The organism is Micromonospora sp. LZ34 (genome assembly GCF_052981855.1).
Map to the genome: position 1 here is coordinate 139,968 of NZ_JBRIQN010000007.1, position 20,472 is coordinate 160,439.

Annotated in this window: 19 protein-coding genes, 1 pseudogene and 1 riboswitch; of the genes and pseudogenes, 12 read left to right on the forward strand and 8 right to left on the reverse strand. The window is 73.5% G+C overall.

The features are described from left to right. The first annotated feature begins 365 nt into the window (after positions 1-365). The 3 genes from ACVCAH_RS10845 (at position 366) to ACVCAH_RS10855 (ending at position 3,702) form a co-directional block, all read left to right on the forward strand. The gene (locus ACVCAH_RS10845) at positions 366-1,493 is read left to right on the forward strand and encodes an alpha-hydroxy acid oxidase (protein ID WP_447135939.1); all 1,128 of its coding nucleotides are present in this window, start codon (positions 366-368) and stop codon (positions 1,491-1,493) included. A 150-nt stretch (positions 1,494-1,643) separates the two neighbouring features. Further along, positions 1,644-1,904: a hypothetical protein gene (locus ACVCAH_RS10850; RefSeq protein ID WP_447135940.1), complete on the forward strand. Its 261-nt coding sequence runs from the start codon at positions 1,644-1,646 to the stop codon at positions 1,902-1,904. Between the two features lie 133 nt (positions 1,905-2,037). Further along, complete coding sequence (locus tag ACVCAH_RS10855) at positions 2,038-3,702, forward strand: ribulokinase (RefSeq protein WP_447135941.1); 1,665 nt, start codon at positions 2,038-2,040, stop codon at positions 3,700-3,702. Between the two features lie 180 nt (positions 3,703-3,882). Here ACVCAH_RS10855 and ACVCAH_RS10860 read toward each other — a convergent pair whose 3' ends face one another. Further along, positions 3,883-5,322, reverse strand: a complete 1,440-nt coding sequence (locus ACVCAH_RS10860; protein ID WP_447135942.1) for a glycine hydroxymethyltransferase — start codon at positions 5,320-5,322, stop codon at positions 3,883-3,885. 18 nt (positions 5,323-5,340) lie between these two features. After that, a riboswitch (ZMP/ZTP riboswitch) is annotated at positions 5,341-5,430 on the reverse strand. 212 nt (positions 5,431-5,642) lie between these two features. Here ACVCAH_RS10860 and ACVCAH_RS10865 point away from each other — a divergent pair. Then, positions 5,643-6,497 (forward strand): metallophosphoesterase family protein, encoded by an 855-nt coding sequence (locus tag ACVCAH_RS10865; RefSeq protein ID WP_447135943.1) that lies wholly within the window; start codon positions 5,643-5,645, stop codon positions 6,495-6,497. A gap of 43 nt (positions 6,498-6,540) precedes the next feature. Here the strand turns inward: ACVCAH_RS10865 and ACVCAH_RS10870 are convergent, their stop codons facing one another. The 5 genes from ACVCAH_RS10870 to ACVCAH_RS10890 form a co-directional block, all read right to left on the reverse strand. Next, a complete protein-coding gene (locus tag ACVCAH_RS10870; protein WP_447135944.1) occupies positions 6,541-7,041 on the reverse strand; it encodes a hemerythrin domain-containing protein in 501 nt (166 codons plus the stop codon). A gap of 114 nt (positions 7,042-7,155) precedes the next feature. Continuing rightward, positions 7,156-8,646, reverse strand: a complete 1,491-nt coding sequence (locus tag ACVCAH_RS10875; RefSeq protein ID WP_447135945.1) for a S8 family peptidase — start codon at positions 8,644-8,646, stop codon at positions 7,156-7,158. A 151-nt stretch (positions 8,647-8,797) separates the two neighbouring features. Continuing rightward, positions 8,798-9,670, reverse strand: a complete 873-nt coding sequence (locus tag ACVCAH_RS10880) for an NAD(P)H-hydrate dehydratase (protein ID WP_447135946.1) — start codon at positions 9,668-9,670, stop codon at positions 8,798-8,800. Continuing rightward, on the reverse strand, positions 9,654-10,382 hold the full coding sequence (locus ACVCAH_RS10885; RefSeq protein WP_447135947.1) for a histidine phosphatase family protein: 729 nt from the start codon (positions 10,380-10,382) through the stop codon (positions 9,654-9,656). Before ACVCAH_RS10885 ends, ACVCAH_RS10880 begins: the two co-directional genes overlap by 17 nt. A gap of 52 nt (positions 10,383-10,434) precedes the next feature. Then, positions 10,435-10,905, reverse strand: coding sequence for a hypothetical protein (locus ACVCAH_RS10890; RefSeq protein ID WP_447135948.1), 471 nt, complete (start codon positions 10,903-10,905; stop codon positions 10,435-10,437). 144 nt (positions 10,906-11,049) lie between these two features. Between ACVCAH_RS10890 and ACVCAH_RS10895 the strand changes: the two genes are divergently transcribed. Next, positions 11,050-11,280: a hypothetical protein gene (locus tag ACVCAH_RS10895; protein ID WP_447136013.1), complete on the forward strand. Its 231-nt coding sequence runs from the start codon at positions 11,050-11,052 to the stop codon at positions 11,278-11,280. A gap of 215 nt (positions 11,281-11,495) precedes the next feature. Further along, a complete protein-coding gene (locus ACVCAH_RS10900) occupies positions 11,496-11,822 on the forward strand; it encodes a hypothetical protein (protein WP_447135949.1) in 327 nt (108 codons plus the stop codon). Positions 11,823-11,997: 175 nt separating this feature from the next. Here ACVCAH_RS10900 and ACVCAH_RS10905 read toward each other — a convergent pair whose 3' ends face one another. Next, the gene (locus ACVCAH_RS10905) at positions 11,998-12,168 is read right to left on the reverse strand and encodes a type II toxin-antitoxin system prevent-host-death family antitoxin (RefSeq protein WP_447135950.1); all 171 of its coding nucleotides are present in this window, start codon (positions 12,166-12,168) and stop codon (positions 11,998-12,000) included. A gap of 34 nt (positions 12,169-12,202) precedes the next feature. On the opposite strand from ACVCAH_RS10905, the gene ACVCAH_RS10910 reads away from it, so the two are divergent. After that, on the forward strand, positions 12,203-13,462 hold the full coding sequence (locus ACVCAH_RS10910) for an RNA-guided endonuclease InsQ/TnpB family protein (RefSeq protein ID WP_447135951.1): 1,260 nt from the start codon (positions 12,203-12,205) through the stop codon (positions 13,460-13,462). Positions 13,463-13,465: 3 nt separating this feature from the next. Next, positions 13,466-14,437, forward strand: a complete 972-nt coding sequence (locus tag ACVCAH_RS10915; RefSeq protein ID WP_447135952.1) for a DNA polymerase domain-containing protein — start codon at positions 13,466-13,468, stop codon at positions 14,435-14,437. 7 nt (positions 14,438-14,444) lie between these two features. On the opposite strand, the gene ACVCAH_RS10920 is transcribed toward ACVCAH_RS10915, so the two are convergent. Continuing rightward, a complete protein-coding gene (locus ACVCAH_RS10920; protein WP_447135953.1) occupies positions 14,445-14,954 on the reverse strand; it encodes an Lrp/AsnC family transcriptional regulator in 510 nt (169 codons plus the stop codon). A 69-nt stretch (positions 14,955-15,023) separates the two neighbouring features. Here ACVCAH_RS10920 and pdhA point away from each other — a divergent pair, with 69 nt between their 5' ends. The 4 genes and pseudogenes from pdhA to ACVCAH_RS10940 all read left to right on the forward strand — a co-directional run bounded on the left by pdhA (position 15,024) and on the right by ACVCAH_RS10940 (position 20,467). Continuing rightward, the gene (gene pdhA, locus ACVCAH_RS10925; RefSeq protein ID WP_447136014.1) at positions 15,024-16,217 is read left to right on the forward strand and encodes a pyruvate dehydrogenase (acetyl-transferring) E1 component subunit alpha; all 1,194 of its coding nucleotides are present in this window, start codon (positions 15,024-15,026) and stop codon (positions 16,215-16,217) included. After that, the gene (locus ACVCAH_RS10930) at positions 16,214-17,230 is read left to right on the forward strand and encodes an alpha-ketoacid dehydrogenase subunit beta (protein WP_447136015.1); all 1,017 of its coding nucleotides are present in this window, start codon (positions 16,214-16,216) and stop codon (positions 17,228-17,230) included. The genes pdhA and ACVCAH_RS10930 overlap by 4 nt, the downstream gene beginning before the upstream one ends. Then, positions 17,227-18,618 (forward strand): dihydrolipoamide acetyltransferase family protein, encoded by a 1,392-nt coding sequence (locus tag ACVCAH_RS10935; protein WP_447135954.1) that lies wholly within the window; start codon positions 17,227-17,229, stop codon positions 18,616-18,618. The genes ACVCAH_RS10930 and ACVCAH_RS10935 overlap by 4 nt, the downstream gene beginning before the upstream one ends. A 189-nt stretch (positions 18,619-18,807) precedes the next feature. Beyond that, positions 18,808-20,467, forward strand: a pseudogene (locus ACVCAH_RS10940) (right-handed parallel beta-helix repeat-containing protein). Positions 20,468-20,472 lie beyond the last annotated feature (5 nt).

Here is a 20,472-nt window from a genome sequence, read left to right on the forward strand (position 1 = left end):
CCTGACGGTCAGCCCCCGGGCCGGGGAATGTCATGGTGGTTCACCGCTCGCCACGTCGGGGCCGGAATCTGACGCGAACTCCACGACCAACCGACATCGGGTCAGGAGTGGCGGGGGCGGGGTGGGTGCGGGTGGTGCGGAGGATGCCGGCGAGCGGAAGCAGGGTCACCAGCAGGCAGGCGGCGGCCATCCCCAGCAGGGTGATTGACGGCGACCTTTCCCGGCCGCTAGTTTCCGGTCCACGTCCAGGCGACGGCCGTCAGTGGACGGCCCTGGGCTGCCACGCGATGGAGGTTCGATGGCGACTCGGTTCGGGCTGACCGGCGCCGATCCGCAGGCGGTGCAGGTGGGGAAGGGGCCGGAGGATGGCTGAGGGTGTGCTGCCGAAACCGGACGTGCCGGTGGCGGAGCCGCCCGGACCGGCCTGCCTGGCCGACTTCGCCGCGCCGGCCCGGGCGGTGCTGCCACCCGAGGTGTGGGACTACATCGACGGCGGCAGCGGCGCCGAAACCACCCTCGCCGCCAACCGGCGCGCCCTGGACCGGGTGGCCGTGCTGCCCCGGGTGCTGCGCGAGGTGTCCACCCCCCGCACCGGGGCGCGGCTGCTCGGCACGCCGTACGCGCTGCCGGTGGCGGTCGCACCGATGGCGTACCAGCGGCTGGTGCACCCGGACGGGGAACTGGCCCTGGCCGGCGCGGCCGGGGCGGCCGGCGTGCCGTACCTGGCCAGCACGCTGAGCAGCGTGCCGATCGAACAGATCGCGGCGACCGGTGCGGCGGTCTGGTTCCAGCTCTACTGGCTGCGCGACCGGGGCCTGGTCACCGACCTGCTGGACCGGGCGCACGAGGCCGGCTGCACCGCGCTCACCGTCACCGTGGACGTGCCGATCCTCGGCCGGCGGCTGCGCGACGTGCGCAACGCGTTCGCCATCCCGCCGCACGTGGTGGCGGCCAACCTGCCGGCCGGGCGGGACGACCTCGCGCACACCGTCACGCCGGGCGCCTCCGCGGTCGCCGCGCACACCGACCAGGCCTTCGCGCCCGCGTTGACCTGGGCCGACCTGGACTGGCTGCGTGGGCGCACCGCCCTGCCGCTGGTGGTCAAGGGCATCCTCGACCCGCGCGACGCCGCCCTCGCGGTCGCCGCCGGCGCCGACGCGGTGGTGGTCTCCAACCACGGCGGCCGGCAGCTCGACGGAGCGCCGGCCACCGCCGCCGTGCTGCCCGAGGTGGTCGCGGCCGTCACCGACCGTTGCGAGGTGCTGCTGGACAGCGGCGTCCGCGGCGGGGTCGACGTGCTGCGCGCGCTGGCGCTCGGCGCGAACGGGGTGCTGGTCGGCCGGCCGATGCTCTGGGCGCTGGCCGTCGGCGGCCGGGCCGGCGCCGAGGCGGCGCTGTCCCTGCTGGCCGCCGAGTTCCGCGACGCGCTGGCGCTGGCCGGCTGCGCCGACCCGGCGGCCGCCCGCGAGCTGCGCACCCGGACGGTGGACTGAGCATGGACCGGCAGGCGGTGGCCCAGCACCAGCCGGACGCGGTGTCGCTGGCCTGCCGTGGCACGCCCAGCCGGGTCGGCTGACACACCGCGTTCACCGCATGGCAATCCGCCACTGCCCGCGTTCACGCGTCCTGCATGGACGGTCATAATGGACGCCATGATCGCCTGGGAGTACGCCCTGCTGGTCCGCCGCTACCAGGGGCAGGGCCGCAATTTCCACGTCAGCTTCATCTGGTACGGCCCGGACGGGACACGCCGGGACATCACCGCGTACGGCGACACGGCGATCGCGCACCTCAACCGGGTCGGCCGGGAGGGCTGGGAACTGGTCTCCGCCGCCGAGGACGTGAACAACGTCCAGGGCAGCACCGAGGTGCACCGCTACCACCTCAAGCGCCCGATCGGCTGACCCGCCCGGCGTCCCCCGTCCTGCCCGCCGACATACGCCGGCGGCGTGCCGTTCACCCGGCGGTGTTGTTACCGTTGCCTCCCGCCGCCGGCGGCCGGTCGCCAGGTGCCGGGTGGCGGCGGGAGGAGGAGCAGTGGCGCAGCCCGCGAACGGGCGGCCCCGGTACGTGGTCGGGGTCGACTTCGGCACCCTCTCCGGTCGGGCCCTGGTGGTGGACGTCGCCGACGGCACCGAGGTCGGCGAGGCGGTGCACCCCTACCGGCACGGGGTGATGACCGAACGGCTCCCCGGCGGCCCGGCGCTGCCGCCCGACTGGGCGGTGCAGCACCCCGACGACTACCGCGAGGTGCTGCGGGTGGCGGTGCCCGCCGCGCTGCGCGCCGCCGGGGTACGCCCCGACGACGTGCTCGGCATCGGCGTCGACGCGACCGCCAGCACCGTGCTCCCCGCCCGCGCCGACGGCACCCCGCTCTGCGAGCTGCCCGGGCTGGCCGACCGGCCGCACGCGTACCCGAAGCTGTGGAAGCACCACGCGGCGCAGCGGCAGGCCGACCGGATCAACGCCCTGGCCGTCGAGCGCGGTGAGCGCTGGCTGGCCCGCTACGGCGGCCGGGTCTCGGCGGAGTGGCAGCTGGCCAAGGCGCTGGAGCTGCTGGAGGAGGACCCGGAGATCTTCGACCGCGCGGAGCGCTGGATCGAGGCGGCGGACTGGATCGTCTGGCAGCTCTGCGGCCGGGAGACCCGCAACGTCACCGCCGCCGGCTACAAGGGGCTGCGCCAGGACGGGCGGTACCCGTCGGCGGAGTTCCTGCGCGCCCTGCCCCCCCGGCTGGACGCCCTGCTGCCGCGCGTCGACGGCCCGCTCGCGCCGCTGGGCGCCCGGGCCGGCGGGCTCACCCCCGAGGCGGCCGGGTGGACCGGCCTGCCGGTGGGCGCCGCCGTCGCCGCCGGCACCATCGACGCGCACGTCACCGCCGCGGCGGCCCGGGCGGTGGAGCCCGGGCGGATGCTCGCCGTGCTCGGCACCTCCACCTGCCTGATCATGAACGCGGACGCCTGCCACGAGGTGCCCGGGGTGTGCGGCGTGGTCGACGGCGGCGTCACCACCGGCGCCTGGGGATACGAGGCCGGGCAGAGCGGGGTGGGCGACATCTTCGCCTGGTACGTGACCAACGCCCTGCCCGCGTCGTACGCCGAGCGGGCCCGCGCGCTCGGGGTGAGCCCGTACCAGCTGCTCGACTCCCTCGCCGCCGAGCAACCGGTCGGCAGGCACGGCCTGCTCGCGCTGGACTGGCACAGCGGCAACCGCTCGGTGCTGATGGACCACGAGCTCAGCGGCGTGCTGTTCGGGCTGACCCTGGCCACCCGGCCCGAGGAGATCTGGCGGGCGCTGCTGGAGTCGACCGCGTTCGGCGCGCGGACCGTGGTCGCCGCGTTCGAGGACGCCGGGGTGCGGGTGGCCGAGCTGACCGTCGCCGGCGGGCTGACCGACAACCGGCTGCTGCTGCGGATCTACGCCGACGTGCTGCGCCGGCCGCTGCACGTGGTGGACTCCGCGCACCCGGCGGCGCTGGGCGCGGCGATCCACGCCGCGGTGGCCGCCGGGGCGTACCCCGACGTGCCGGCCGCCTCGGCCGCGATGGGCGCCCCTCGCCGGGAGACCTGGCACCCGGACCCCGCCCGGGCGGCGGTCTACGACGAGCTGTACGCCGAGTACCGCGCGATGCACGACCACTTCGGTCGCGGCGGCGCCGACACCCTGCACCGCCTCCGCGCCCTCCGCAACCGCACCCGCTGACCCCGCACCCCGCCGCGCTGCCCTCCCGCCCACCCACCCCGTTGATCATGAAGTTAGCGGTGCGAAATGTCCGGACCCACACCGTCAACCTCATGATCAACGGAGGAGTGTAGGGGGTGGGCGCGCGGACGGCGACGCCCCGCGCGGCGGGGCCGGGCGGGGCGTCGGGGGTGGTGCGGGTCAGCCCAGGTCGACGGCGGGGTAGAGCGGGAAGCCGGTGAGCAGCTCGGCGGCCTGCCGGCTGATCTTGTCGGCGACGGCCGGGTCGAGCACGTACTTGGCCTTCGACGGGGTGCCGTCGGCGTTGCTGCCCGGCGTGGTCTGACTGAGCACGGTGTGGATCAGCTCGGCGGTCTGGTCCATCTCCGCGGTGCCCAGCCCGCGGGTGGTCAGCGCCGGGGTGCCGATCCGGATGCCGGAGGTGTACCAGGCACCGTTCGGGTCCTGCGGGACCGAGTTGCGGTTGGTGACGATGCCCGAGTCGAGCAGCGCCTGCTCGGCCTGCCGGCCGGTCAGCCCGTAACCGGAGACGTCGATCAGCACCAGGTGGTTGTCGGTGCCGCCGGTGACCAGCTTGCCGCCCCGGCGCAGCAGCCCCTCGGCGAGGGCCTGCGCGTTGTCGACGATCCGCTGGGCGTAGTCGGCGAAGTCGGGACGGCGGGCCTCGGCCAGGGCGACCGCCTTGGCGGCCATCACGTGCGGCAGCGGGCCGCCGAGCACCATCGGGCAGCCCCGGTCCACCTGGTCGGCCAGCTCCGGCTGGCAGAGCACCATGCCGCCGCGCGGCCCGCGCAGCGACTTGTGGGTGGTGGTGGTGACGATGTGCGCGTGCGGCACCGGGTCGAAGTCGCCGGTGAAGACCTTGCCGGCGACCAGGCCGGCGAAGTGCGCCATGTCGACCATGAAGGTGGCGCCGACGGAGTCGGCGATCTCCCGCATGATCCGGAAGTTGACCTTCCGCGGGTACGCCGAGTAACCGGCGACCAGGATCAGCGGCTTGAACTCGCGGGCCGCCTCGGCGACCTTGTCGTAGTCGACCAGGCCGGTGGCCGGGTCGGTGCCGTAGCTGCGCTGGTCGAACATCTTGCCGGAGATGTTCGGCCGGAAGCCGTGGGTGAGGTGCCCGCCGGCGTCCAGCGACATGCCCAGCATCCGCTGGTTGCCCAGCTCGCGGCGGAGCGCGAACCAGTCCGCCTCGGTGAGCTCGTTGACCTGCCGGACCTGCGCCTTCCGCAGCGCCGGCGACTCGACCCGGTCGGCCAGGATCGCCCAGAACGCGACCAGGTTGGCGTCGATGCCGGAGTGCGGCTGCACGTACGCGTGCGCGGCGCCGAACAGCTCCCGGGCGTGCTCGGCGGCGAGCGCCTCCACCGTGTCGACGTTCTGGCAGCCGGCGTAGAAGCGGCGGCCGACGGTGCCCTCGGCGTACTTGTCGCTGAACCAGTTCCCCATCGCCAGCAGGGTGGCCGGGGAGGCGTAGTTCTCGCTCGCGATCAGCTTGAGCGACTCGCGCTGGTCGGCGAGCTCCGCCCCGATGGCGTCGGCCACCCGCGGTTCGACCGCGCGGATCACCTCGAGGGCGCTGCGGAAAGCGGTGGATTCGGCGTTCAGCGACGACATGCGACCTCCAGGTGACGTGCGGAAGGCCCAGGCGCTCGGCATGCGTCCTCATGACGGGACCGCTTCCCGATGGTGCTCCATCCCCACGCGCCAGTCACGGCCCGGGCTGATCCTACCGGGTCCGCGGCCCGCCACCCCGGTCCGCCTCCGGCTCGTGGCGCGCCGGGCGGTTGGCCCGTCCGTCCGAGCGCACAGCCGGAGGTGCGGCCTCCCGGTGCGGCGAGGCGACAACTTCGCGGAAGTTGTGCGGACCGGTGCCCGGTGGCCGGGGTGGCGAGTGGGGGTCGCCGTGGGGGTGGGGTGGTCCATAGGATCGGGGCATGGCGGCCGACGGGAGCGAGGGCGGCAGTCTGCTCGCCATCAGCGACCTGCACGTCAACCACCGGGAGAACCGGGCCGTCGTCGAGGGGCTGCGGTCCGACTCGCCGCACGACTGGCTGCTCGTCGCCGGGGACGTGGCCGACACGGTGGCCGACGTCGAGTGGGCCCTCGGGCTGCTGGCCCACCGCTTCGCCCGGGTGGTCTGGGCGCCCGGCAACCACGAACTCTGGACCCCGCCGAACGACCCGGTGGCGCTGCACGGGCTGGAGCGCTACCAGCACCTGGTGGCGGTCTGCCGGCGGCTGGGCGTGCTCACCCCGGAGGACCCGTACCCGGTGTGGCGGGGGTCGGGCGGGCCGGTGCTGGTGGCTCCGCTGTTCCTGCTCTACGACCACAGCTGGCTGCCGGACGGGTTCGACACCCGCGAGGCGGCGCTGGCCGAGGCGTACCGGACGGGGATCGTCTGCACCGACGAGTTCCTGCTGCACCCCGACCCGTACCCGAGCCGTCCGGCCTGGTGCGCGGCCCGGGTCGCGCAGACCCGGCAGCGGCTGGCCGAGCGGGAGCCGGCGCTGCCGACCGTGCTGGTCAACCACTACCCGCTGGTCCGCGAGCCGACCCGGGTCCTGCGCTACCCGATCTTCGCCCAGTGGTGCGGCACCGAGGCCACCGCCGACTGGCACCTGCGCTTCGACGCCGCCGCGGTGGTCTACGGGCACCTGCACATTCCCCGGACCACCTGGCACGACGGCGTGCGGTTCGAGGAGGTGTCGGTGGGCTATCCGCGGGAGTGGCGGCAGCGGGCCGTACCGCCGGGGCGGCTGCGGCGGATCCTGCCGGCGCCCCCGGCATGACGACGGGCCCCGACGCGCCGGGGCCCGTCGCGCTCGTCGCCGCTCAGGCGGTCACCGCGTCCAGCGACTTCTTGATCGCCTTCGGGTCGGTGGGCTTGCGGGGAGCCTTGTCGCGCAGCTCGATCATCCGCTCGCCGATCTCCTGCAACTGCTTACGGCCGAGCGCCTCGCGCACCTTCGGGAACCACTCCTGCTCCTCCTCCTCGACGTGGTGCAGGACGTTCTCGATCAGCACCGTGGTCTTCGCGTTAAGGTGCTCGTCCGCGGCGTCCATGGTGAACAGTTCGGCGCAGAGCAGGTCGGCGACGTGGTGCTCCTCGTACGACTCGAGGATGTCGTCCTCCAGGTCCGGCAGGAGCTTGCGGACCTCCGGGTACATCACCTCGTTCTCCAGGTACGTGTGCACGGTGAGCGCCTCGATGATCTGCCCCACCAGCTGCTGCCGCTTGCTCGCCGGCCCCTCCTCGGCATCCTGGAATGCCTTGAACAGGCGCCGCATCTCCTTGTGGTCCTCTTTCAACAGGACGATGGCGTCGGTGGACACCGTTGGCCTCCTCGGCTCGTCGGACGCCTCCTCCCGTACCCCGGCCGTGAGCAGCGAAAACGGGTGGGGCCCGGCGGATCACCGCCGGGCCCCGCCACTGGTCGTGCTGTGCTGCTACCGCACCACGTTGTAGGCGCTGACCATGCCGGCGCCGTAGAACGAGTTGCGCGCCCCACCGGAGCAGGTCGAGTCGTACGCGTTCGGGCCGTCCGGGTGCAGTGGAGCCGGGTTGTAGACACCCTCGGGGCAGGACTTCGCCTCGGCGGTGCGCTCCAGGAACGAGGTGAGCTGACCCGGCGTCATGCCCGGGTGGGCCGACAGGGCCAACGCCGCCACGCCGGCGGCGTGCGGGCTGGACATCGAGGTGCCCTGCTTGTAGCCCCACCCGTTGGTGCGGGTGGTGATGTTGAAGGTGGTCGACAGGATGCCATCGGTGCTGGTGCCCACGGCACCCTGGGTACGGAACCGGGTGTCGCCGCCCGGTGCCGTCACCTCGACCACGCCCTGCCCGTACGAGGAGTAGAAGCTCTTCTCCCCGGTCCGGCCGACCGCCGAGACGGTCAGCACGCCCGGCGCCTCGCCCGGCAGGACGAGGCAGGCGCTGTTGAGCTCGGCCGACTCGTCCGGGTAGCTGCCGTCGTTGGGCCGCTCGTCGTCGTAGTTCTTGTGGGCGAGGTCCCAGTTCGAGTTGCCCGCGGACGCCACGTTGAGCACGCCCTTGGACTGCGAGTAGCGGATGGCCCGCTGCACGGCCTGCCACACCGGACGCTGACGGGCGTCGTTGCGGCAGTTCAGCTCCCACGGGTCGATGTAGTAGCTGTTGTTGGTGACCCGCATGCCGTGCTCCGCGGCCCAGACGAAGCCGCAGATCGCGGCCTCCGGGTAGATGAACAGGTCGTCGTTGACCACCTTGACGGCGGCCACCTTGACGTCCGGCGCCACCCCGGTCACCCCGACGCCGTTGACGCCGGCGGCGATGGTGCCGGCCACGTGGGTGCCGTGGTCGGAGGTGGTCGGGTTCCAGGCCGCCTCGGTGGTGTCGGCGACACCACCGATGCAGGACGCGCTCTTGTCCTTGGCGATCTGGCTGGCCAGGTCGGGGTGGCTGCTGGAGATGCCGCTGTCCAGCACGCCCACGACCACGTCGGCGCTGCCGGCGTTGATCGCGTGCGCCTGCGGGACACCGATCATCGGCATGTCCCACTGCTGACCGAAGAGCGGTTCCGTGGTCGGGTCGGCGGTGGCGGTCACGGCGTCGGCCGCGGCCACCTCCACGGTCTCGCCCTGGTCGAGGGCAGTGCCCAGGCCGGCGGTGGACGCCACCGACTCGACGCCCGCGCCCGCCACGTCGGTGGCGAAGTCGGGGTTGGTCGAGCGGGCGACGAGCACCCCGATCTGGTCGTAGCTGGCCACCACCGTGCCCTTGGCGGCGGCCACGCGGGCGGCCGCCTTGTCGGTCTTCGCCCCCTGCGGGGCGAGGACCAGGAACGTGGTGTCCGGGCCGGCGGCCGACGCGGCGGGCGCGAGCCCGCCGGTGACGGCCAGACCGACGCCGAGCGTCACGGCGGACGCGGCGGCCAGTGTCTTGCGGCGGAGGTTCTTCACACAGACTCCCAGGGGGGCCGTTGCCCGCCGGCTGACGCGTCCCTGGTGGGGGCGCGGACCGGCGGGAAGCAGGCAGGATGCTTGCTTCTGTGCAACAAGCGCCGGGCGCCGGTGTGGCGTTACACACACTTCCCCGGGTGGGCAAGGAGTGTCAGACAGTGGCGAGAGTGTGCGGGATCTCGTCGAGCAGCTCGCGGGCGAGGAAACCGATCCGGCCGAACCGGGGAACCAGCCGCTGGCCACTCACCGCGTGGGCGAACGCGGCCCAGCACGCGGCCTGCGCCGGCTCCGCGCCCCGGGAGAGCAGCCCGGCCAGCAACCCGGCCCGGACGTCCCCGCTGCCCGAGGTGCCGAGGCCCGCGTCGCCGCTCTCCTCCTCCCGCCAGCCCCGCCCGTCCGGGGTGGCGATGTGGCCGTACAGCGACACCACCGCGTCGTACCGCCGGGCCAGCTCGGCCGCCTCCGCGTCCAGGTCGTCGCCGGGCTCCCGGCCGAGCAGGTGGCGCGCCTCGGTCAGGTTGGGCGTCAGCACCACCGGCCGGCCGGACCCGACCAGCAGGTCCCGGCTGTGACTGAGCGCGCCCAGGGCGTACGCGTCGAGCACCAGCGCGGTCTCCGGGCCGGCCCCGTCGAGCACCAGGTTGAGCAGGGCCCGGGTCTCGTCGATGTCCTTGAGCCCGGGGCCGACGGCCACCACGTCCGCCTCGGCCACCAGCTCGGTCAGCCGATCGCCGGGCTGGCCGGCGATCGCGCCGTCCGTGGTCTCCGGCAGCCCCACCACCAGCGCCTCCGGCACCTGGATGCTCAGCGCGGCGGCGGTGGACTCGGCGGCGGCCAGTTGCAGCACGCCGGCGCCCGTGCGCAGCGCGGCCACCCCGGCGAGCAGCACCGCGCCGGGGGTGAACCGGGAGCCGCCCACCACCAGCACGGTGCCGCGGGCCTGCTTGCCGCCGGTCGGCACCGGCAGCGCCCAGTCCCGCAGCAGTCGGGGCGTGATCACCAGGGTGTCAGACCGGTTCGGCATGGACCTCGTCCTCCCGGGTCGGCGGCGCGCCCTGGCGGCGCAGGTGGGACACGTCGTTGAACACGTCGAGGGTCAACCGGCCGTGCTCGTCGGCGGACCAGCCGGTGATCGAGCAGTTGGCGATGACCTGCCCGCGGGTCAACGCCATCAGCTCCGCCTCGGTCAGCTGCTCGACCAGGTAGCGGGTGAGGAAGACCAGCGCGTCGTGCCCGAAGAGCAGCACCCGGCGGCCCGGGTGGTCGCGGCGCAGGTCGCCGAGGAGGGTACGCAGCCGCAGCGCCACATCCGTCCAGGACTCCCCACCGGGAGGCCGGTAGTAGAACTTGCCCAGCCGGGCCCGGCGGGCCGCCTCGTCCGGATACCGCTGGCGCACCCCGTGGCCGGTCAGCCCGTCGAGGATGCCGAGCTCCCGGTCGCGCAGCCGCTCGTCGCGGACGACCGGAATGCCGGTGCCGGCCAGCGCCAGCTCGGCGGTGCGCACCGCGCGCAGGTACGGCGACACCACCGCCTGGTCGGGACGGCGGGACTCGGGCAACCCGGCCAGCCACCGCCCGGTGGCCCGGGCCTGTTCCTCGCCGGTCGGGGAGAGCGGCACGTCGGCGTCCCGGTGGGTCAGCTCGATCAGCTCGGCCCCCGACTGCTCGGCCGCGCTCGCCGCCACGTTCGCCGTGCTCTCGCCGTGCCGGACGATCCAGAGCGCTGCCAGTTCCATGGGGCAACCCGTACCCGGGTGTCGTGGGTGGTAACCGCAGGGTGGCGGCGGCTCAGCCGGTGGGACCGGCGTCCCGGCCGGGCCGTCCCGCCGGACAGCGGACGAAGAGGATGGTGAAGTCCGGATCGATCCGCTCGACGCCGAGCACCAGCTCGTCCCCGTTCCCGGCGACGGTCAGCTCCAGTTCCTCGTCCACGCCGGTCGCGTCGAAGGTCGACCAGTTCAGCACGACGTGCTCCCGGCGGGCCTGGAACATGTCACCGCGGTCGACGAAGACGTGCCAGCGGCCGGCGCCCCGCTCCGGTGTCACGCCGTTGTAGTCGGTCTGCCGCCGGTATCCCACCACGTACGCCTCGTCGTGCAGGACCTCGTCGACGAGCTGGGTCGAGACGTCGGTGGCGGTGAACGTGCGGGCCGGGTCGAGCGTGAGCACGTCCCGGTCCGGGCCGCACCAGACCCCGACGTAGTCCTCGGCGGTCGGCGGCGGCGGTTGGTCGACGCAACCGGCGACGAGCAGCAACATGGCAAACCCCGCGTACCTCGCCCTCGCGCCCACGACCACCCTCCCGGTCCGGCAGCGTAGCCCGGAGCGTGGGCGTGAACCCGCCGAGGCCGGGTAAGCGCTGGCTCCACGATCACCGACAGGGGAGGTTGCGCCGTGGCGACCATGACCAAGGAACAGAAGAGCCCGCTCAAGGACAAGAACTACGACCTCATCCGCACGCTGCAGATGTCACTGGAAAACGTGTACCGGATGGACACGTACATCGCCGACGCGGACGCCCGGGGCGACACGGAACTCGCTACCTGGTTCCGCAAGATCCAGGAGAACAACCGCAAGGCGGGCGACCAGGGCAAGCAGATGCTGATGAGCCGCATACAGCAGGAACAGCGCTGAGGTCCGGCACGGGGACCGGGTCGACGAGTCGTCGACCCGGTCCCCGTGCGCGCCGGGACCGGATCCGCGCACCACCGGCCACCGACCTGATCGCGGCGAGAGTCGGTGATCCGACCGCCGGTCGCCGTCGTCCGGGGCAGCGGCACGACGCGTCGACGGGGCACAATGTCCGCCCGGGGCGGCCACGCCGCCGGGAGGCGGAGGTGAGGTCGTCGATGACGGTCGTCCGGGGTCTGCGCGAGGCGCTGGTGCTGCTCGCGATCGCGCTGGTGGTGGTCGCGGCGGCGGCGGGGATCTGGGTGGCGGTCGCCGGCGGCGACTTCGTCTCCCGGTTCGGCATCGCGCTCGTGGTCGTCGGCGCCCTGCTCGGGGTGACCGGTGACCTGACGCTGAGCCGGATCGGCATGCTCGACGCCCGGTCCACCTTCGGGCTCGCGCCGGAGCAGGAGACCGGCGGAGGCGGGCGGGTGCTCACCGGCGTCGGGATCTTTCTCTTCGTCGGGCTGCCGCTCGTGGTCGTCGGCATCACGCTGATCGCCTGAGTCAGAGCTGCCGGCCCGTGGATCGCCGGAAGCCGCCCGACCGGTGCGCTGGTCGCGCGCGGCGCGCTGTCCCCGGCACCGGCCGGGCGCCGCTACCGGGATGCGGGCCATGCTCCGCCCTTGATGGCGGGGGTGAAGCCTGCGTGGGGAGGGCCACCAAGGCCCGAGCGCTGCCTTAGGCCGGCGGCTTCTCGATCTGCTCAGCCACGGGTACGGGGACGAGTGCGGCGATTCGGCGGCCGTTACGGGTCACGTAGACGATACGGCCGTGGACGGCAACGTCGTTCAGCATGTCAGCCAGGTTCTGTCGAAGGTCGCTTGCTCGAATCTCGGTCGTGTCCGTCATGGCAGTAATCGTACGTTGCTGTACCCTGTTGTACGTGCAGCTCCGGTACAACTACCGCATCTACCCGAGTCCCGGGCAGCAGCAGTCGTTGGCGCGGGCATTCGGGTGCGCGCGGGTGGTGTTCAACGACGGGCTGCGCGTACGCCAGCAGGCATGGGCGTATGGCCTGTCGTACGTGTCGGACGGGGACCTGTCCAAGCAGGTCATCACCCAGGCTAAGGGCACGCCGGAGCGGGCATGGCTGGGCGAGGTGTCGGCGGTGGTGTTGCAGCAGGCACTGGCGGATCTGAGCACCGCGTACTGCAACTTCTTCAACTCGGTGTCCGGCAAGCGCAAGGGCCGCAAGCTGGCACCGCCGCGGTTTCGGTCACGCAAGGACAACCGGCAGGCCATCCGCTTCACTCGCAACGCCCGGTTCGCGGTGCTAGACAACGGCCGTCTGCGGCTGCCGAAGGTCGGCGACGTGCTGGTCCGCTGGTCGCGCAACCTCCCGGCCGAACCGTCGTCCGTGACGGTGATCCGGGATGCGGCGGGCCGGCACTTCGCCTCGTTCGTCGTGCAGACCGCCGAGGACGAGACACTGCCATCGACCGAGTCGGAGGTCGGTATCGACCTCGGACTGACGCACTTCGCGGTCCTGTCTGACGGCACGAAGGTTGCCGCACCGAAGTTCCTGCGCCGCGCGGCCCGCAAGCTGCGCCGATTGCAGCACGACCTGTCCCGCAAGCAGCGGGGCAGCAACAACCGCAAGAAGGCCGTCGTCAAGGTGGCGAGGGCGCACGCCAGGGTGGCCGACACCCGACGGGACTGGCAGCACAAGCTGTCCACGATGATCATCCGCGACAGCCAAGCGGTGTACGTCGAGGACCTGTGCGTCGTTGGTCTCGGCCGGACCCGGCTCGCCAAGAGCGTCCATGACGCCGGATGGGCCAGCTTCACCAGCATGTTGGAGTACAAGGCCGCCCGGTACGGGCGCACCTTCGCACGGGTGAACCGGTTCTTCCCGTCTACCCGCATGTGCTCAGTCTGCGGACGGATCAACGACAAGTTGGATCTGTCCATCCGGTCGTGGGACTGCCCGTGCGGCAGCCACCACGACCGGGACATCAACGCCGCCAAGAACGTGTTGGCCGCTGGACAGGCGGACAAGTCAAAAGACCGTGGAGCGTACGTAAGACCGGCACCCGTGCCGGCGGCGCGCAGAGAAGCGGTAACCCACCCGGACGCCGCGCAGTCCACGCGCGGCGTGGAGGGAATCCCCGTCCTTCGGGGCGGAGAGGATGTCAAGGTGTGAGGCGTGGCGACGGCGGCCGAGGAGATCGAGGTGGGGGAGCGGGTTGTCCGCGTCTCCAACCCGGACAAGCCCTACTTTCCAGAGCGTGGGCTGACCAAGCTGGACGTGGTGCGCTACTTCCTCGCCGTCGGCGACGGCATCCTGCGCGCGCTGCGCGACCGGCCGACCATGCTAGAGCGCTGGCCGCGGGGCGTCTTCCCGGGCGCGAAGATCGGCACCCGGCAGGACAACCGCGGCGACGCCTTCTACCAGAAGCGGCTGCCGGCGGGCGCGCCCGACTGGGTCCGCACCGCGCACATCACCTTCCCCAGTGGGCGGACGGCCGACGAGGTGGCGCCGAGCGAGCTGGCCGTGGTGATCTGGGCGGCCAACCTCGGCACCCTGCGGTTCCACCCGTGGCCGGTCTCCGCGGCCGACGTGGAGCGGCCCGACCAGTTGCGGATCGACCTCGACCCGATGCCGGGGGTGGGCTTCGACCAGGTGGTGCCGGTGGCCCGCGAGGTGCGGGCGTTCCTCGACGAGCTGGGCCTGACCGGCTACCCGAAGACCACCGGCGGGCGGGGCCTGCACGTCTACCTCTCCATCGAGCCCCGGTGGAGCTTCGGCGACTGCCGGCGGGCGGTGCTGGCCCTGGGCCGCGAGATGCAGCGCCGGCTGCCGGAGCTGGTCACCACCACCTGGTGGCGCGACCAGCGGGACCGGCCGGTCTTCGTGGACTACAACCAGATGTCCCGGGACCACACCATGGCCTCCGCGTACTCCATCCGGCCCACCCCGCAGGCGCTGGTCTCTGCGCCGCTGGACTGGTCGGAGCTGGACGACGCGCGGCCGGAGGACTTCGACGTGCCGTCGATGCCGGCCCGGTTCGCCGAGCGCGGCGACCCGCACGCCGGGCTGGACGAGCGGCGCTTCCCGCTGGAGCCGCTGCTCGAGCTGGCCGACCGGGAGGGCCTGGAGGCGCCGCCCGAGCGGTGAGGCCGGCTCACGCCCACGGGCTGCGCTCGCCGTCGAACTCCTCGAAGACCAGCCAGGTGCGGGTGGAGAGCACCCCGGCGATGCTCTGCACCCGGTTGAGCACCACGTCCCGCAGGGTGGCGTTGTCCGGCGCGCGGACCAGCGCCAGCACGTCGTGGTCACCGCCGAGCAGCGCCGCGTGCTCGATGTAGCGCACCCGGGCCAGCTCCGCGGAGACCTCCCGCCAGGTGTTCTGTTCGATCTTCAGCGCGATGTACGCCGAGGTGCCCAGCCCGGCGGCCTCCGGCGCGACGTGCGCCCGGAAGCCGGTGATCACGCGATCGCGCAGCAGCCGTTCGACTCGCGCATAGGCGTTGGTGCGGGACACGTGCACCCGTTCGGCGAGGGTGCGCACCGAGGTGCGGCCGTCCCGGACCAGTTCGTCCAGGATCCGCCGGTCCACCTCGTCGAGCGGGCGGGCCGATCGTCCCGTAACGGCCGCCGCGTCCGCCCCTGATCCGGATTCCTGGCTCACCACGACGCCTCCCGCATGCCATCCGTCCCGCAATTCGCGTGGATCTTGAGTCAATCATCCGACAGCAGGAGCATAGGCCCACCACACGTCCAGGAGGTCCCCGCCGTGACGACCACACCCCAGGCGGTCCGCAGGGCATCCACCCGCCGGTCGGCCACCCCGCCCGACCCGGCCCGCGGGCTGCTCCCGGCCGCCGAGCCGGTACGCCTGCTCGACCCGACCGGCAGCCCGCTGCCCGCCCGCGCCGACTATCCCGAACCGGCCGCCGACGCGCTGGCCGAGCTGTACCGCCGGATGGTGATCGGCCGCCGGTTCGACGTCCAGGCCACCGCCCTGACCAAGCAGGGCCGACTGGCGGTCTACCCGTCGTCGCGCGGGCAGGAGGCATGCCAGGTGGGCGCGGTGCTCGCGTTGCGGGACACCGACTGGGTCTTCCCGACCTACCGCGAGTCGATGGCGCTGGTCTCCCGCGGCCTCGACCCGGTCGAGGTGCTCACCCTGCTGCGCGGCGACTGGCACTGCGGGTACGACCCGGCCGCCCGGCGCACCGCGCCGCAGTGCACCCCGCTGGCGACCCAGTGCGTGCACGCCGCCGGGCTCGCCTACGGCGAGGCGTACCAGGGGCGGGACAACGTGGCGCTGGCCTTCATCGGCGACGGCGCCACCAGCGAGGGCGACTTCCACGAGGGGATCAACTTCGCCGCGGTGTTCAAGGCGCCGGTGGTCTACTTCGTGCAGAACAACCGGTACGCGATCAGCGTCCCGCTGTCCCGGCAGACCGCCGCCCCGTCGCTGGCCTACAAGGGCGTCGGTTACGGCGTGGCCAGCGAGCAGGTCGACGGCAACGACCCGGTGGCGGTGCTCGCCGTGCTGAACCGCGCGGTCGCGCACGCCCGGGCCGGCAACGGGCCGTTCCTGGTCGAGGCGCACACCTACCGGATGGAGCCGCACACCAACGCCGACGACGCCACCCGCTACCGCGACGGCGCCGAGGTCGACGCCTGGCGGGACCGGGACCCGATCGCCCGGCTGGAGACCTACCTGCGGGAGCGCGGCGTGCTCGACGAGGAGGCCGTCGCGGCGGTCGCCGCCGAGGCCGAGGAGTACGCGGCCGACCTGCGGACCCGGATGAACGCCCAGCCGACGGTCGACCCGCTGAGCCTGTTCGACCACGTCTACGCCGAGCCGACCCCGCAGCTGGTCGAGCAGCGGGAGCAGGTCCGCGCCGAACTGGCCGCCGACCGGGACGCCGAGGGGGAGCACTGATGGCCACCACCATGGCGAAGGCGCTCAACGCCGCGCTCGCCGACGCGCTGGCCGACGACGAGCGGGTGGTCGTCTTCGGCGAGGACGTCGGGCAGCTCGGCGGCGTCTTCCGGATCACCGACGGCCTGCAGGCCCGGTTCGGTGACCAGCGCTGCTTCGACACCCCGCTGGCCGAGGCCGGCATCGTCGGGTTCGCGGTCGGCCTGGCCATGTCCGGGCTGCGCCCGGTGGTCGAGATGCAGTTCGACGCGTTCGCCTACCCGGCGTTCGAGCAGATCGCCTCGCACGTGGCGAAGCTGCGCAACCGGACCCGGGGCGCGCTCAGCGTGCCGATCGTGATCCGGGTGCCGTACGCCGGCGGCATCGGCGGGGTGGAGCACCACTGCGACTCCAGCGAGGCCTACTACGCGCACACACCCGGCCTGAAGGTGGTCACCCCGGCCACCGTCGAGGACGCGTACTCGCTGCTGCGCGAGGCGATCGCCGACCCCGACCCGGTGGTCTTCATGGAGCCGAAGAAGCTCTACTTCTCCAGTGCCGAGGCGGAGCTGCCGGCCCGCACCGAGCCGTTCGGCCGGGCGGTCGTCCGCCGGCCCGGCCGCGACGCCACCCTGGTGGCGTACGGGCCGGCGGTGCCGGTCGCGCTGGAGGCCGCCGAGGCCGCCCGCGAGGAGGGCTGGGACCTGGAGGTGGTGGACGTGCGCACCATCGTGCCGTTCGACGACGCCACGGTCACCGCCTCGGTACGCCGCACCGGCCGCTGCGTGGTGATCCAGGAGGCGCAGGGCTTCGCCGGGGTGGGCGCCGAGATCGCCGCCCGGGTGCAGGAGCGCTGCTTCCACGCCCTGCACGCCCCGGTGCTGCGGGTCAGCGGGCTGGACATCCCGTACCCGGCGCCGATGCTGGAGCACACCCACCTGCCCGGCGTGGACCGGGTGCTCGACGCGGTGGCCCGCCTGCAGTGGGACGACCAGCCGGACCCGCGCTGGCTGACCGAAGGCAGCGCGGCATGACCGAGCAGGTGTTCCGGCTGCCGGACCTGGGCGAGGGGCTGACCGAGGCGGAGATCGTCGAGTGGCGGGTCGCCGTCGGCGACACGGTCACCGTGGACCAGACCGTGGTCGAGGTGGAGACCGCCAAGGCCGTCGTCGACGTGCCCTGCCCGTACGCCGGCCGGGTGGTGGCCCTGCACGGCGCGGCGGGCGAGGTCCGCCCGGTCGGCCAGCCGCTGATCACCATCGCCCCGCTGGACGCCGCCACGGCGCCCGCCGACGGCGGCGAACCGGCCGGCCACGCCACCTACCGTGAGGAGGAGCGGGCCGGGTCGGGCAACGTCCTGATCGGCTACGGCACCGGCCACGGCGGGTCGGGGCGGCGGCGTCGCCGGCCCCGGCTCGCGGTCGCCCCGGAGCCCGCGCCGCACGACAACGGGGCCACGCCGTCCGGCAACGACGCCACGCCGCCCGCCAACGGGGCCACGCCGGCCTCGGCCGCCCTGGTCATCTCGCCGATCGTGCGCCGGCTGGCCCGCGAGCACGGCCTGGACCTGGCCACGCTGCACGGCACCGGGCCCGGTGGGGTGGTCCGCCGGGCCGACGTCGAGGCCGTCCTGGCCGGGGCGGCACCCGCCCGGCTGGCCGCCGTGCCGGACCGCCCGGATCCGGCCGACGCGCCGGCGGCGCACGCCGGGCTCGCCCCGGCTGACGCCGGAGACGTGGTCATCCCGCTGACCGGCATCCGCAAGGCGATCGCCGACAAGCTGTCCCGCAGCCGGCGGGAGATCCCCGAGGTCACCATCTGGGTGGACGTGGACGCCACCGCGCTGCTGGAGACCCGGGCCGCGATCAACGCCGCCCGGCCGGACCAGCCGGTCAGCATCCTGGCCCTGCTGGCCCGGATCTGCCTCTCCGGGCTGCGCCGCTACCCGCAGCTCAACGCCCGGGTGAACACCGAGGCGCAGCGGATCGTCCAGTCGGCCGGGGTGCACCTGGGCATCGCCGCGCAGACCGACCGTGGCCTGGTCGTGCCGGTGCTGCGGGACGCGCAGCGGCTGACCACCGGCGAGTTGGCCGCCGAACTGGCCGCCACCACCGCCGCGGCCCGGGCGGGCACCCTGCCGCCGGCCCGGCTCACCGGCGGCACCTTCACCCTGAACAACTACGGGGTGTTCGGCGTCGACGGCTCCACCCCGATCATCAACCACCCGGAGGCGGCGCTGCTCGGCGTGGGGCGGATCGTGGACAAGCCGTGGGTCGTCGACGGCCAGCTGGCGGTCCGCAAGGTGACCCAGCTCAGCCTCACCTTCGACCACCGGGTCTGCGACGGCGGGGTGGCCGGCGGGTTCCTGCGGCACGTCGCCGACTGCGTCGAGCAGCCGGCCCTGCTGATCGCCACCGTCTGACCGCGGCGACGGCCCCGGCCCGCGCGGGCCGGGGCCGTCGCGTCCGCGGCGCTCCCAAGGGCGGCGCGAGCCAGGCCGGGGCTCGTGGGCGTCCGTCGCGGCCGGGCCGCGTTTCCGGCCGGCCGGACCGGGAATGCGGGCTGCCCAGTCGCCGAGGGGAGGACGACGTGGCGCACCCGGGCGTGTCCGGTGTCGGCCGGTGTGCGGAGCCATCCGGTCGCCGGCGCTCCGCTGCTCTGCGACGCGCGCGAGCACGGCCTGACCGGCGACAGCGTGACCAACGACCAGCCCGCCCTCGCGGCGCTGGTCGACCGGCTCGGCGACGCCTACCAGGCCGACGGGCGGGCCCGGGTCATCCACTGCCCCCCGGGGGTCTACTCGATGCGGGACGCCGGCACGGTCTGGCGCAGCGGGGTGTCGCTGGTCGGGGCCGGCCCGGGGGCGACCCGGTTCGTGCTCAGCAACGCCGGCAACCGCGCCGACCCGGCGCCGCTGGCCTTCCACACCGCCCTGCTGCACGGCGCCGGCCGGGACCGGCACCTGGCCGACTGCACCTTCGCCGACTTCGAGATCGACGGCTCGCTGGTGGCGTCGGCGGAGTACCACCCGTTGGCCAAGGGACTCGGGTTGCAGTAGCTGGTCCGGGGCGTCTTCCGCAACCTCTACATCCACCACACCGCGGCCACCGGGCTGGGCTGCGACTTCCTGCAGGACTGCCTGATCGACGGGGTGCTGGTGGTGGGATGCGGCCGGCTGGACAACGGCACCGAGATGGGCGGCGCCGGGATCGGGATCGGCATCGGCGGATGGGGCAGCGTCGAGCGGCTCGCCATCGTCAACTGCAGCGCGGTGGGCAACGCCACCAACGGCATCTTCCTCGAGCTGCAGGACGCGGAGAGCCTGCGTCCCCGGGGGATCAAGGTGATCGGCTGCCACGCCCAGGGCAACCGCTTCGGCATCTCCGACTGGGGCGCCAACGGCCTAACCGTCACGGCCTGCACGATGACCGGAAATTTGGAGGCCGGCTTCCACGTCTCGGCGAAGGGCACCACGCGCACCGCCGGGCGCGGCGGCATCCTCACCGACTGCGTGATCGACGGCAACGTCCGCGACGGGATCAGCATCGGCAACACCCCCGGGCCGTACACCATCCGCGGCAACCGGATCAGCGGCAACGGACGGCACGGCTACCACCAGCGCAGCTTCGGCGCGGCGGCCAGGGTGGCGGCCGAGGAGATCGTCATCGAGAGCAACGACTTCTACGGCAACAGCGGCGACCGCGATCCGCTTCGACCGGCCGGTCCGGGACGCGATCGTGGTCGGCAACCGGATTCGCAACAACGGCCGGCAGTGGGCGCCGGCGATGATCGGGCGGGGCGACTCGGTGCGGTACAGCGAGAAGACCGTGGTGGACCGGACGGCCGACTGGCCGAACGACGGGCACCGGGGCAAGGTGGTGCGGGTCGGCCGGACCATCGCGGTGGTGGCGGCCAACGACGCCGACACGCTGACCCTGGCACCGATCCGCCCGGGCGCGTTCACCGCGTGGAGCGGCGACACGCCGATACCGGGGACGGCGTACGAGTTGCCGGCCGCGCCACCGGTGCGGGCCGGGATCACGGTCAACGCGACGCTCGAGTCGGCGACCGTGCGGGGCAACCGGATCTGGGACAGCCGGGATCCGGCCACCCAGACGCACGGTCTCTGGATCACCGACGAGGGCAGTTGCGTGGACTGCCGGGTGGAGGAGAACGATCTCGTCGGCAACGCCGAGGCCGCCGTCCGCGCGGACACCCCGCCGGTGGGCGGCCGGTGGGAACGCAACCACGGCCAGGACGGCGGGGCCTGACGCCG

Coding starts and splice junctions, on each gene's coding strand:
- ACVCAH_RS10845 (WP_447135939.1), top strand. CDS start 366: ATGGCTGAGGGTGTGCTGCCGAAACCGGACGTGCCGGTGGCGGAGCCG.
- ACVCAH_RS10850 (WP_447135940.1), top strand. CDS start 1,644: ATGGACGCCATGATCGCCTGGGAGTACGCCCTGCTGGTCCGCCGCTAC.
- ACVCAH_RS10860 (WP_447135942.1), bottom strand. CDS start 5,322: ATGTCGTCGCTGAACGCCGAATCCACCGCTTTCCGCAGCGCCCTCGAG.
- ACVCAH_RS10865 (WP_447135943.1), top strand. CDS start 5,643: ATGGCGGCCGACGGGAGCGAGGGCGGCAGTCTGCTCGCCATCAGCGAC.
- ACVCAH_RS10880 (WP_447135946.1), bottom strand. CDS start 9,670: ATGCCGAACCGGTCTGACACCCTGGTGATCACGCCCCGACTGCTGCGG.
- ACVCAH_RS10885 (WP_447135947.1), bottom strand. CDS start 10,382: ATGGAACTGGCAGCGCTCTGGATCGTCCGGCACGGCGAGAGCACGGCG.
- ACVCAH_RS10890 (WP_447135948.1), bottom strand. CDS start 10,905: ATGTTGCTGCTCGTCGCCGGTTGCGTCGACCAACCGCCGCCGCCGACC.
- ACVCAH_RS10895 (WP_447136013.1), top strand. CDS start 11,050: ATGACCAAGGAACAGAAGAGCCCGCTCAAGGACAAGAACTACGACCTC.
- ACVCAH_RS10900 (WP_447135949.1), top strand. CDS start 11,496: ATGACGGTCGTCCGGGGTCTGCGCGAGGCGCTGGTGCTGCTCGCGATC.
- ACVCAH_RS10905 (WP_447135950.1), bottom strand. CDS start 12,168: ATGACGGACACGACCGAGATTCGAGCAAGCGACCTTCGACAGAACCTG.
- ACVCAH_RS10935 (WP_447135954.1), top strand. CDS start 17,227: ATGACCGAGCAGGTGTTCCGGCTGCCGGACCTGGGCGAGGGGCTGACC.